The following is a 12,497-nucleotide window of genomic DNA, read 5'->3' as shown; positions in this document are numbered from 1 at the left end:
ACGACAAGTGACGACGAAGGAGCGGACGATATGACGAGCACCGATCTGCGCGGCGTGGTGGACGGCCGGGTGCTGCTGCCCGGCGACGACGGGTTCGAGCAGGCGAGCAGACCATGGAACCTGTCGGTCGAGCAACGGGTGGCCGCGGTCGTCGAGGCGGGGAGCGCCGAGGACGTCGCGGCCGTCGTCCGGTACGCCGCACGGTCCGGCCTGTCGGTGACCGCCCAGCCGAGCGGCCACGGCGCCTCGGGTGACGCCGAAGGAGTGATCCTGCTGCGCACGGGCGGGCTGGACGGCGTCGAGGTGCGCCCGGAGGAGCGGCTGGCCAGGGTGGGCGCCGGCGCGAAGTGGGGGAAGGTGCTGGCGGCGGCCGGGCCGCACGGCCTGACCGGGCTGGCCGGCAGCAGCCCCGTGGTGAGCGTGACCGGCTACACGCTGGGCGGCGGCCTGAGCTGGTTCAGCCGCAGGCACGGCTTCGCGGCCGACAGCGTGCGCTCTTTCGAGGTCGTCGGCACGGACGGCGAGCCGGCCACGGTGACCGCCGAGTCCGACCCCGCCCTGTTCTGGGCGTTGCGCGGCGGCGGCGGTGACTTCGCGCTGGTGACCGCGATCGAGTTCGGCCTGCACCCCGCGCCGCACCTGTACGGCGGCCGGATGATGTGGCCGGGGCACCGCACGCGCGAGGTGTTCGAGGCGTTCCGCGAGCTGACCGCCGAAGCGCCGGACGAGCTGGCCGTCTGGTTCAACCGGGTGCAGTTCCCGCAGGCGCCGCCCATGGTCGCGCTGGACGCCGCGTTCCTGGGCGGCGAGGACGAGGGGCGGGCGTTGCTCGGCCGCCTGGACAAGATCGACGATGTGATCGCCGACAAGCGCGGCCCGGTGGCCGTGGCCGACCTGGGCGACATCACCGCCGAGCCGACCGACCCGGCCCCCGGGCGCTCCCGCGCCGAGCTGCTGACCGGGCTGGACGACGCGGCGGTGGCGACGCTGCTGGACACACCGCTGGAGCCGCTGCTCGCGGTCCAGCTCAGGCACCTGGGCGGGGCGCTGGCCGTGAACCGTCCCGAGGCGGGGCCGAGCGGGCCGATCGCGGAGCCCTACCTGCTGTACATGCTCGGGCTCGCGCTCAACCCCGAGCTGTCCGCGGCCGTGGGCGCCGGGCAGGCCCGCCTCGTCGAGGAGCTGGGGGCGAAGGTGAGCGGGCGCAAGCCGTTCACGATGCTGGCTCCGGGGGAGCGGGCCGCGGACGCCTTCACCGCGGAGACGATCGGCCGGCTGCGCGAGATCAAGCGGGACCGGGACCCGCAGGGCGTGCTGCGGGCCAACTTCCCCGTCCTCGGCTGAGCCACCCGCACGCCGCGCCTCCGGCCGGATCCCCGCGGAGGATCCGGCCGGAGGCGAAGGGGGTCATCCCTGGATGCGCACTATTTGACGGCGCCGCTGGTGATCCCCGAGATGATCTTCCGCTGGGCGACCGCGAACACCACGATCAGCGGCAGGCTCATCAGCACCACGTAGGCGAAGATGAGATGCCAGTTGTCGAGGTAGAGACCCGCGCTGGCCACCCGGAAGAGGTTGAGCGGCAGCGTGTCCAGCCGCCCGCCGATGACGAAGAAGGCGTAGAAGACGTCGTTCCAGACGTACAGGCAGACCAGGATGGTGGCGGTGGCCAGCACCGGCCGCAGCAGGGGGAGCACCACCAGCCAGAAGACCTTGACCGGGGAGGCACCGTCCATCTCGGCCGCCTCCTCCAGCGAGGCCGGGATCGTGCGCACGAACCCGGTGACGAAGAAGATCACCGTGGACAGGTAGATGCCCATGTAGACGCCGATCATCCCGACCGCGGTGCCCGCCAGGCCGAGCTGGCGCAGCAACAGCACCACGGTCACGACGGCGGGCGGCAGCACGATGCCGCTGATGGCCAGCGCGTACAGGACGGCGTTGAGCCGGGTCGCGCGGCGGGCCAGGATCCAGGCGGCCATCGACCCGAACAGCAGCACGCCCGCCACGGACGGCGCCACGACGAGCAGGCTGCCGAGCGCCGCCCGCGGCACCTCGCCGTCGGCCCAGACCTGGCCGAGGTTCTCCAGCAGATGCCACTCTGTCGGAGGCGACAGGTCGGGCGTCAGCGCCTCGCCGCGCGACTTGGCGGCCGTGACCAGCACGAGCCAGAGCGGGATGCCGATGGAGCCGGCGACCAGTGCGACCGTGACCGCCGGCTGCAACCACGTCCAGAGCCGCGCGTCGCTCACGTTCGCGGATCTCACAGGACCTCCTCGCGCTTGCGCAGGAAGCGGATGACCGGGAAGGCCATCAGCGCCACCAGCAGGAACAGCACCAGGCTCATCGTCGTGGCCTGCGCGAACAGGCCCTGGCCGAAGGTGCGGTAGATGAAGATGTTCAGGATCTCCGTGGTACGCGCCGGCCCGCCGCCGGTGGTGGCCTGCGCGATGTCGAAGCCGTTCATGGAGCCCAGCAGCGCGGTCGCGACGTTGAACGTGATCGCGGGTGCCAGCAGCGGGAACCGGATCTCCCAGAACGTGCGCCACCGCGTGGCCCCGTCGATCCTGGCCGCCTCGGTGACGTCCTCCGGGATGGTCTTCAGCCCCGCCAGGTAGATGAGCATCGACAACCCCATCCACTTCCAGGAGTGGATCAGCGCGACCACGACGATCGTCCACGTGGTGTCGCCCAGCCAGGCGTAGTCCACCGTGGTCCCCAGCAGCGCGCCGAGCAGCTGGTTCACGCCGCCGGCCGGCTTGAGCAGGGCCTGGAAGACGTAACCGGCGGCGAGCGCGGACATCAGCACGGGGATGAGGAAGAACACCCTGGCCAGCCGGTTCAGCCGGGTGTCGCGTTCGAGGAGCACGGCCAGGCCGAAGCCGAACAGGTTCTGGAAGAGCGCCACCAGCACCGCGTACACGACCGTCACCCGCAGCGCGCGGAACAGCGTGCCGTTGCCGGCCAGGTCGGTGAAGTTGTCCAGGCCGACCGGCCGGATCCCGCTCTTGAAACCCGACCAGTCGGTGAAGGCGTAGATGAAGTTGAACAGGGTCGGCAGGAAGAAGAACACCAGCAGGATGGCGAACGCGGGCGCCATGAACCACAGCGGGTGCGTACGCCGCCTGACGGCCGCGCGCGGCGGCCGGCCGCGCGTCCCGGGACGGCGCGTGGCGCTCTCCCGCGTGATGGTCAGCATGTGCGCTCTCTCCTCAGAAGCCCGGCGCCCCGGCCGCCTTGGCGAGCTGGGCGAACTGCTCCTGCGTGGCCGATGCGACCTTCTCCGGCGTCATGGTCCCGGTGATCATGTCCGCCAGGTTCAGGTACAGGTCGGGGTTGGCGATCGCCAGCGCCTGCATCGAGCCGACCGACGCGGGCAGCGAGGCGTGCACGTCCAGCAGCGCCTGCGGCACGCCCTGCGGGCTGGGCACCGACGGCTGCAGCGAGACGGTGTTGCGGTCGGCCACGAAGTCCGGGTAGCCGGGCCCCATCCAGAACGCCAGCAGCTGCCGCGCCGCCGCCTCGCGCCGGGCGTCGCCCGTCCTGAACGCCACCAGCGCGTTGGACTGGTCGGGGATGAACGTGCCGACGTTCCCCGACGGCGAGATCGGGAAGAAGCCGATCTTCTCGTTCAGCGCCGCGGTGTCCGCCTTGGCCTGGAGCTGGCCGAAGAACGAGTTCACCTGCACGGCCATGGCCGCCTTGCCGGACAGCAGCGCCGCGCCCTGGTCCTCGAACGTCGCGGTCTTGATGTCGGCGTTGAACAGGCCCTCGTCGATCAGCGACTTGTACGTCTTGATCGCGCCGAGCACGGCCGGCCCGCCGAACGTCTCCTTACCCGTGTTGATCTTCTCCCACAGGCCGTCCTTGGCCGCGTCGGCGAGCTGGACCTGCACCCACCACTGGGTCGCCCACTTGTCGCCGGCCATCTCGAAGAACGGGGTGACCCCCTTGGACTTGAGCGTGCGCCCCAGCGCGACCATCTCGTCGAAGCTCTTCGGCGTGCCGGTGATCTTGTTGGCGGCGAACACCTCCTTGTTGTAGTAGACGCCTTCGACCGCGGGGCTGGTGATCAGCGCGGCGTACCTGGTGCCGTCCAGGACGCCGGTGATGTCGCGCAGGTCCGGCGCGAGCTGGGGCAGCCAGGGCGCGTCGTTCAGCGGCTGCAGGTTGGCCCTGGCGTTGATCGCGGTCAGCATGGACGCGGTCGGCTGCCAGAAGGCCAGGTCCGGCTTGTCGCCGGTGGCGACCTTGGTCTGGATGCCCTGCTCGTACGGGTCGGGGATCGTCACGACCTCGACCGTGGCCCCGGTGGCCTGCTGGAAGGACTCGACGACCCGCTTGGGCACGGTGTTGCTGTTCTGCGCCGCCCAGATCGTCAGCTTGACCCCGTCGAGTTTCGCCTTCGGGTCGGCCCAGGTCGCGGCGGCGCCCGTGCCGTCAGGGGCGGCCGGCGTCTCGACGGACGGGTCGCTGCAGGCGGCGAGCCCGAGCGCGAGCGTCGCCGCGGCGGCGAGTGCGGTCCATTTAGTGTTCATGGTCGTCTCTTTCGGGAGGTGGCGGTTTCAGGAGGTGGCCGCGCGGCGGATATCGAAGATCCGGGCGGAGAGCGGCTCGCCGCCGCGGACGGTGAGCGTCAGCACGCCGGTGCCGGGCTCCCAGCGGTGGTCCCAGGCCGGCAGGTGGCGGGGATAGCGCACGTCGATGTCGACCGGCCCGCCCCGCAGCTGCGGGAGCTCCAGCCGTACGGACTCGGCGGGGGCCGATCCGGCCGGGGCGCGGCGCCAGACGCCGAGATGGGTGGTGTCGCCGGCGCGCAGGCCGAGGGCGAGCCAGGGATCGTCCCAGCCCGGCAGCCCGAGCGGCCACACCGGCGTGGCCCGCGCCAGCTCGTGCCTGATCGCCCGGTGACCGGCCACGGCCGCGCGCACCGATGCGAGCTGCCCCGCGCTCATCCCGTCCAGGTGGCCGGACAGGTAGAGGCGGCCCAGCATGCCGGTGCACAGCGCGAACGCCAGCTCCTCCGCCGTCATGTCGGGCTGCGGGTAGGCCCAGCTCGCCGACTGCTCGGGCAGCACCGACATCGGCGCGGCCACCGCGATCGGCGGGTAGCGGCGGAAGTCCTGCTGGTCGCTCGTGGACTGCAGGTGCAGCCTGGACAGCAGCGCGTAGTCCATGCGCATGGCGCCGGACGCGCAGTTCTCCAGGATGAGCCCGGGATGCCGGGCCAGCACGCCGTCCAGCCACGCCAGGTGCGCGCGGTTGCAGGCCAGCAGCCCGTCGCCGGGGCTGTCGGCGTCGAGGTCGGTGCCCGCGCCCGGGTCGATGTTGTAGTCCAGTTTGAAGTAGCCGACGCCCAGCTCCTCCACCAGCCGGTCCACGACCTGGTCCAGGTGCGCGACCGCGCGGGGGTGGCGCAGGTCGAGGTGGTGGCGGCCGTGCTCGGTCAGCCGCACGCCGCCCCGCTGCAGGAACGCCTCCGGCGGCAGCTTGTCGGCCATCGGGCTGCGCACCCCGATCACCTCCGGCTCCAGCCACAGGCCGGGCACCATGCCCAGCGCCCGGATGTGGCCGAGGACCTCCTCGATGCCGCGCGGGAACCTGCTCTGCGACGGCTGCCACTCGCCGACGCTGTCCCACCAGGTGCCGTCGTCGTCGTACCAGCCGGCGTCCACGCAGAACACCTCGGCCCCCGCGCCGGCCGCGGCCTCGATCAGCGGCCGCAGCTTGTCGGTGGTCGGGTCGCCCATCAGCGTGTTCATGTAGTCGTTGAACACCACCGGCAGCCGCTCCCTGTCGGGGTGCGGCCGGACGATGGCCCGCCGGTGCCCGGTCAGCGCCGCCGCGGCGCCCTCCAGGCCGTCGTCGGACACCGCGACCGACACCGGCACCGTGGTGAACGACTCACCGGGCGCCAGCCGCCGGTGCCACTGGTGGTCGACGTCGGTCGGCCCGAGCAGCGCGACGTAGGGCCCGCCGAGCCGCTCTCCGACCTCCCAGCGCCAGGCGCCGTTGTGCTCGATCTGCCACAGCCACGCCCGCCCGCCGTCGCGGTCGATCAGCCCGCCCGTGGGCAGGCTGCCGCCGGTCGACCAGGTGCCGGTGCTGACGACCGCGAGCCGGCCGCGGCCGTCCTGCCCGTGCGCGGCCAGGCCCAGATCCGGTACGGCGTGCGCCCGCAGCGGCTCCCGGGTCCAGCGGCTCTCGCCGAGCCATTCGCTCGCCGCCCGCACGACGTCGGCCGACTCCACCGAGCCCGCGAAGGCGGCGGCGAAAGAGGTCACGCCCAGCAGCAGCACGGGCTCCTCGCCGCGGTTGGTCACCCGCGTCCAGACCTGGAAGGCGGCGACGCCGTCCGCCGAGCGGAAGAACACCTCGGCGTCCAGCCCGCTGACCGCGTCGTGCAGGTCCAGCCGCAGGACGTGCCACCGGCCTTCCCTGCACTGGTCGCAGCCCCGGTAGGCGAGCCGCTCGCCGGCCGCCGTCCGGGAGAAGCGGTGCGAGGCGCGGGCCCGGCCCTCGCCCGGAAGCAGCAGCTCCACCAGCGGCTGCGCCGCCCTGGACCGGGGCTCGGCCGCCTCCGGTCCGCCGCAGGTCACGGACCGCACGCCGACCGGGCCGTCGGGTGAGACGTCCAGCACGACCCGCAGGTGCGGATGGCCCCAGACGACGCTGCTGTTCATGGACATCAAGCTGCTGCTCCCTGTGGTTCTAGCCGACCGGTGCGGCGATCTGGATGAGGTCGATGTCGGGCGCGTAGCCGGTGGAGGCGTTGCCGAACGTGATCGTGTTGGCGCCCGCGGCGAGGGTGACGTCGACGACCGTGGTGCGGTAGTTCGACCAGCCCAGCGTGTTGCGGAAGTAGTGCCGCACGGTGGCGCCGCCGTTGACCGAGATGTCGGCGTAGCGGTCGACGATGTTGGTGTTGTAGTTGGTCGCGCCCTCGCCCAGCTCGCCGTTGGCGTACGTGACGACCATGCGGTAGCGGCCCGCGGCCGGGACGGTCACGTTGTTGAAGCGCAGCGTGCTGGCCGCGCCCGCGCCGATGTAGCCGACGTAGGCGCCGCCCGAGGCGGCCGAGTTGGCCGACACCCTGGCCGCGCCGCTCAGCGTGTTGGCGGCGGACTCCGCCTGGTACGAGGTGATCGTCCCGGTGGTCGCGGCGAGGTCGAGGTAGTCGATGTTGACCGCGTCCCGGTCGTCGGACGCGTAGGCGTTGACCTCCAGGCGGTTGATGCCGGCGGTCAGGAACACCTTGGTCGTGACGGTGTTCCAGGTGTTCCAGTCGGCGGTGCCGGGCAGCGTGACGTCGATGAGGTCGGAGCCGTTGAGCCGGAGCCGGGCCGAGCGGCCGGCCGGGGCGCCGGTGTACGGGCCCGCCGAGTAGCGCAGCGCCGCATTGTAGTAGCCGTCCGACGGCGCCGTCACCACGAACTTGGTGCTCGCGGTGGTGCTGCCGCCGTACCCCTCGGTGAAGGAGGTGCCGGAGTAGCCGGTGTTCGGGCCGTAGGTGACGCGGGCGGAGCCGGACAGCGCCGCGTACTCGGCCTCATAGCGGGAGCCGGCGGGGGAGACGTCCTTGTCGGGGGTGACGATCACGTGGTAGGCCGAGGAGCCCTTCAGCCCGGTCAGCGGGATCGTGATCTGGCCCCCGGAGGCGGTGAAGTCGGACTCGCTGACCCGGTACGGGCCGGGGGAGGGGTTCAGCCCGGTGTCGTCGACGCCCCAGACGGTGGCGTGGACCCGGCCGCCCAGGTCCGACGGGAGGCCCTTGACCACGAGGTTCGTGTCGTAGGAGCCGCTCGCCGGGTTGTTGCCGCCGAAGATCACCCGCGCCTGCTTCTTGGCCGGGTCGAAGGCCGCCAGCGCCTGGAGCGAGCCGCCGGGCGCGGGCGGGGTGACGGCCACGGTGGTGCCGGTCAGCTCGCCGTACCACTTGTAGAGCCACCAGCCGCCGGTCGCCTGGTTGTTCCTGGTGACCAGGTCGTTGAGCCCGCCGGCCGTCGTCCAGTACGCCAGGCAGCCGTCCACCTTGCTGTTCTCGAACTTGGCCACGAACTGCACCAGGTTGCCCGGCACGCCCAGATCCCCGGACGAGCGGCCGTACTCGTTGATCGAGATGGGCCGGGCGGCGATGCCGAGCGCGGACTCGATCGCCCGGTAGTCGGCGTAGTGGGCGTCCCAGCTCGTGAAGAAGTCGTTGCCCAGCTCGTGCCAGGTGGTGACGTGGGGGAGCACGTTGTTGTCGCGGGCGTACGTCATGAACGCGCGCAGGTCGGCCGAGCGGTAACTGGCGAAGTTCGGGCCGGCGATGCGGGCGGACGGGTCGATGGAGCGGATCTTCTGGTAGACGGCCTTGTAGTCGTTGAGGAAGGCGGTCAGGTTGCCGGCGTACCAGATCTGGTCGGGCTCGTTGAACGGGACGTAGACGTAGGAGGAGCGGTACGGGTCGGCGACGACCTTCCGCGCCATCGTGTCCACCTTGGCCAGATAGTCGGCGATGCCGAGGTTCTCGTACGGCCATTGCTTGTAGACGTCCTGCAGGTAGATCTGGATGTCGCGGCCGCCGGCGCGCTTGAACATGGGGGCGATCTTGAGCGCGTCGCCGTTCGGGTGCTGCAGGCCGCCGGGCGCCTTCTGGGCGGTGACCTGGGGTTTGAGCGCGGCGAGCATGGTCTCGTTCGGGATGCCCTCGTCGCCCAGCCCGTACAGGAAGCCCGTGGCGCCGTAGCGCAGCGCGCCCGTGCTCGTCGCGAGGTCCACGACGATCTGGGACGCGGCGATCATGGTCGCCGCCGTGGTGGGCGTCGAGGGCAGCGCGCTCATGATGACGGCCGCCGCCAGTGCCATCGACCAGGCATTTTTCCTCCTCATGATGGGACAGCCTCCTTGCGTGCTGGGCTGGTCGAGCCCATTGGGGGGTACACGGAGGTGCGGGATGTGACCGGTCACATCCACTGATGCATGAGTGTGATCGGTCACATGCCGAAGAAAAAGAGGGCGTTACCAGGTTGTTACCGGTAAATGTCGCGGAGGGCGGCGCACAGGTGGCTACAAGCGTTGGCCTACAATTGTTGTCATGCCTTTCACCGAGCGCTCGGCCGCCACCCGGACCTCCATCCTCGCGGCCGCCAGGAAACTGCTGATCGAGCGCGGCTACGAGGCCATGACGATCCGGGCGGTCGCCGCACAGGTCGGCGTGGACCCGTCGATGGTCATGCGCTACTACGGCAGCAAGGCCGGGTTGTTCGGCGCCGCCGTGGACGTGGACCTGCGGCTCGACCAGGTCCAGCGGCCGCCGGTGGACCGGATGGGGGAGCTGCTCGTCCGGCACTTCCTGGCCCGCTGGGAAGGCGACCTGTCGGACGACGTGCTGATCCTGCTGCTGCGCTCGGCCAGCACGAACCCGATGGCCGCCGAGCGCATGCGCGAGGTGTTCGAGACGCAGATCGCCGCGTTCGTCGCCCGGGCGACCGGCGCGGACGACGCCGCCTACCGGGCGGGGCTGGCCAGCACGCAACTGCTGGGCCTGGCCCTCACCCGCTACGTCCTGGAGTTCCCGCCGATGGTGAGCGCGGACGTGGACACGCTGGTCCGCGACATCGGCCCCGCCGTCCAGCACTACCTGACCGGCACCTGAGACGGCGGGCCTGGGAATCGTGACCGGCGTTTGGGGCGGCGGGCTGGGAGTCCTGACCGGCTTTTGGGACGGGAGACTCGGAAATCGTGACCGGCTTTTGGGACGGCGGACCTGGGAATTGTGACCGGCTTTTGGGACGGCGGACTCGGGAATCCTGACCGGCTCCTGAGGCGGCGGACCCGGGAAAACCGGATGACAGGCGGCGGGATCCGGCGCACGCTGAGGGCTCCGACGGTGTGCTGACACCCAAGGGGGGACTCCCATGATCGACGCCGACAGCGTGGCGAAGTACGACCTCCCGGGCCACCTGCGATCCGTGCCGGACGAGATCGAGGTCACCGGCCTGCCCGTCACCGGCGCCCTGCCGCCCGAGCTCACCGGCCGCTACGTCCGCAACGGCCCCAACGCCCTGCCCGGCCAGACGACCGCGCAGCCGCTGGCCGGCCCCGGCATGCTGCACGGGGTGCGCCTGCGCGCCGGCCGCGCCGAGTGGTACCGCAACCGGTGGGTGCGCACGGGAGCGTTCCAGGGCCGGAGCTTCGTGACCGCGGACGGCCGGCTCGACCTGACCGCCACCTCCGCCAACACGCACGTGATGCGGCACGCCGACCGCATACTCGCCCTGGTCGAGGTCGGGCTGCCGCACGAGGTCACGCCCACGCTCGACACCGTGGGCCCGTGCGACTTCGGCGGGCGCCTCACCACGGCCATGACCGCGCATCCCAAGCTCGACCCGGTCACCGGCGAGCTGCACTTCTTCGGGTACGGCATGCGCCCGCCCTACCTGACCTACCACCGCCTCGACGCGGCCGGCGCGCTCGTGCACAGCCAGGAGATCGAGGTGCCCACCGGCACGATGATGCACGACTTCGCCATCACCGAGCACTACGTGGTCTGGCTGGACCTGCCGGTCACGTTCCAGTGGGGGCTGGCCGGGGGGCCTGTGCCGTACCAGTGGGACGACGCCTACGGCGCGCGCCTCGGCATCATGCGGCACGACGAGCCGGGCGCGCGGGTGCGCTGGTTCGGGATCGACCCCTGCTACGTCTTCCACGTGGGCAACGCGTACGAGGACGCGGAGGGGCGGATCGTGCTCGACGCCGTACGCTACGCGCCGGCCGACTTCGCCGCCATGTGGCGCGTCGCCCGTGCCATGGACATGACGCTCGCCGCCGGCCGCTCCGTGCTCCACCGCTGGATCCTCGACCCGGCCGGCACCGGCGTCACCGCCAGGGAGGAGCAGCTCGACGACCGGTCGGTGGAGATGCCGACCATGAACGACACCCGCGTGGGCCGGCCCGCGCGCTACCTCTACACGATCATCGGCGGCGCGCCGAACAGCCAGGACGACTGCGCCATCGTCAAGTACGACATCGAGTCGGGCAAGAGCACCTCCTACGACCTCGCGCCCGAGGTGGCAATCGGCGAGGCGGTGTTCGTACCGTCTTCGGGCGGGCCAGGAGCTCCGGAGGGGCCGCGCGGCGAGGACGACGGCTGGCTCATCTCGATCGCCACCCTGCGCGACGGCAGCGCCTCGCAACTCCTGGTGCTCGACGCCACCGATCTGCCGGCCGGCCCCGTGGCCTCGGTGGAGCTGCCGCGCGGCGTGCCGACCGGATTCCACGGCTCCTGGCTCCCGGACGAGGTCTGAGGCGGCCTGCTCCCCGGCGGGTTGAGTGAGTGGACGAGGTGGTGAGTCGGCCATTCCTGGCGGGTTGCGTGAGCGGACGAGGTGGGGAGCCGACCCCTTCTACCGGGAGTCGCGGGTGCGTGAGCGGTAGCCTGCAATCTTGGCCAGGTTGCCGCAGCGGTCCATCGAGCACCAGCGCCGCCGCCGCGCCTGCGAGTCGTCGAGGAACAGCAGCGAGCAGCCGGGGTTCTCGCACTCCTTGACCCGCTGGATGAGCGGCCCGCCGGCCAGCAGCACCGCGTCTCTGGCGACCGTGGCCAGCGCGGCGGGCGCCACGTGCCCGGCCTGCCGCTCCAGCACCGGACCCGCGGGGGTGAGGACGAGCCGGGGCGCGAGGTCCGGCCGGGCAGCCGCAGCGTTGACCTCCTCCACATCGGCGTCCCCCGGAGGTACCCCCCGCATGGCGGCCGTCAGCATGCGGTAGACCGCTTCGCGCAGCGTGCGGGCGTGCGCCAGGTCGAGCGGCGTGATCTCGCCCGGCTCGGGGTGCAGCCCGGACTCGGCGATCCAGCGACCGAGGGCGGCGGGGTCGGGCAGCCGCTCGAAGGCGTCCGCGTGCCGCTTGCCGAGGGTGGCGGCGAAGTCGAGGCAGGGGCGCCCGCCGATGAACGGGAACGCCATCCGGGGGTCACCTGGAGAGCGGGTCATGACCGAATCCTACCCGACTTGACACCCGTTCATACGGTGTCACAGGATGACACCTATTCAACCAGTGTCAACGAGACGGGTGCGGATATGCGTGCGGTGCGGATCGACGAGTTCGGCGGGCCTGAGGTCCTGGTCGCCGGGGAGATGCCGGACCCGGTGGCGGGCCCCGGCGAGGTCCTGGTGCGGGTCGAGGCGGCGGGGGTCAACCGGGCGGACGCGCTCCTCCGCTCGGGCTCCTACCACCGGGCGGGCCGGCCGCCGCTGGTCCCCGGCTTGGAAGGGGCCGGGACCGTGGTCGCCGTGGGAGCCGGCGTGACCGGCCTCGAGCCGGGCCAGCAGGTCATGGCGCTGGGCGCCGGGCTGTACGCGGAGCTCGCGGCGGTGCGCGCGGAGCGGGTGGCCCCGCTGCCCGGCGGCGTCGGTCTGGTCGAGGCCGCCGCGCTGCCCGTCGCCTGGCTGACCGCGTGGTACTGCCTGCGACACCTGGCGGGGCTGGGGGAGGGGGAGACGGTGGTGGTG

At 71.8% G+C, this 12,497-nt stretch carries 10 protein-coding genes; 4 read left to right on the top strand and 6 right to left on the bottom strand.

What is annotated here, in order from left to right; all coding sequences use genetic code 11:
- The first annotated feature begins 30 nt into the window (after positions 1-30).
- Entirely contained in the window at positions 31-1,344 is a 1,314-nt protein-coding gene (locus ETD85_RS36580) for an FAD-binding oxidoreductase (protein WP_138694398.1), read from the top strand.
- An 80-nt stretch (positions 1,345-1,424) separates the two neighbouring features.
- Here ETD85_RS36580 and ETD85_RS36575 read toward each other — a convergent pair whose 3' ends face one another.
- The 5 genes from ETD85_RS36575 to ETD85_RS36555 are packed head-to-tail and all read right to left on the bottom strand — an operon-like array spanning position 1,425 to position 8,874.
- A complete protein-coding gene (locus ETD85_RS36575) occupies positions 1,425-2,267 on the bottom strand; it encodes a carbohydrate ABC transporter permease (protein WP_206059071.1) in 843 nt (280 codons plus the stop codon).
- Complete coding sequence (locus tag ETD85_RS36570; protein WP_138694397.1) at positions 2,264-3,199, bottom strand: carbohydrate ABC transporter permease; 936 nt, start codon at positions 3,197-3,199, stop codon at positions 2,264-2,266. The genes ETD85_RS36575 and ETD85_RS36570 overlap by 4 nt, the downstream gene beginning before the upstream one ends.
- 13 nt (positions 3,200-3,212) lie before the next feature.
- Positions 3,213-4,538 (bottom strand): ABC transporter substrate-binding protein, encoded by a 1,326-nt coding sequence (locus tag ETD85_RS36565; RefSeq protein WP_138694396.1) that lies wholly within the window; start codon positions 4,536-4,538, stop codon positions 3,213-3,215.
- 27 nt (positions 4,539-4,565) lie between these two features.
- The gene (locus tag ETD85_RS36560) at positions 4,566-6,683 is read right to left on the bottom strand and encodes a glycoside hydrolase family 36 protein (protein ID WP_138694395.1); all 2,118 of its coding nucleotides are present in this window, start codon (positions 6,681-6,683) and stop codon (positions 4,566-4,568) included.
- A 28-nt stretch (positions 6,684-6,711) separates the two neighbouring features.
- A complete protein-coding gene (locus ETD85_RS36555; protein WP_206059070.1) occupies positions 6,712-8,874 on the bottom strand; it encodes a CBM35 domain-containing protein in 2,163 nt (720 codons plus the stop codon).
- Between the two features lie 205 nt (positions 8,875-9,079).
- Here ETD85_RS36555 and ETD85_RS36550 point away from each other — a divergent pair, with 205 nt between their 5' ends.
- Together ETD85_RS36550 and ETD85_RS36545 are read left to right on the top strand one after the other, a co-directional pair.
- Positions 9,080-9,640: a TetR/AcrR family transcriptional regulator gene (locus ETD85_RS36550; RefSeq protein WP_138694394.1), complete on the top strand. Its 561-nt coding sequence runs from the start codon at positions 9,080-9,082 to the stop codon at positions 9,638-9,640.
- Positions 9,641-9,902: 262 nt separating this feature from the next.
- On the top strand, positions 9,903-11,291 hold the full coding sequence (locus tag ETD85_RS36545) for a carotenoid oxygenase family protein (RefSeq protein ID WP_206059068.1): 1,389 nt from the start codon (positions 9,903-9,905) through the stop codon (positions 11,289-11,291).
- A gap of 99 nt (positions 11,292-11,390) precedes the next feature.
- Here the strand turns inward: ETD85_RS36545 and ETD85_RS36540 are convergent, their stop codons facing one another.
- Entirely contained in the window at positions 11,391-11,978 is a 588-nt protein-coding gene (locus tag ETD85_RS36540) for a CGNR zinc finger domain-containing protein (RefSeq protein WP_138694393.1), read from the bottom strand.
- An 87-nt stretch (positions 11,979-12,065) separates the two neighbouring features.
- On the opposite strand from ETD85_RS36540, the gene ETD85_RS36535 reads away from it, so the two are divergent.
- Positions 12,066-12,497: quinone oxidoreductase family protein (locus ETD85_RS36535; RefSeq protein WP_170247025.1), on the top strand; the 432-nt coding region annotated here is incomplete at its 3' end.

Origin of the sequence: Nonomuraea zeae (assembly GCF_005889725.1) — a bacterium.
Taxonomy (GTDB): Bacteria; Actinomycetota; Actinomycetes; order Streptosporangiales; family Streptosporangiaceae; genus Nonomuraea; species Nonomuraea zeae.
This window is presented reverse-complemented; position numbering and strand designations above follow the sequence as displayed.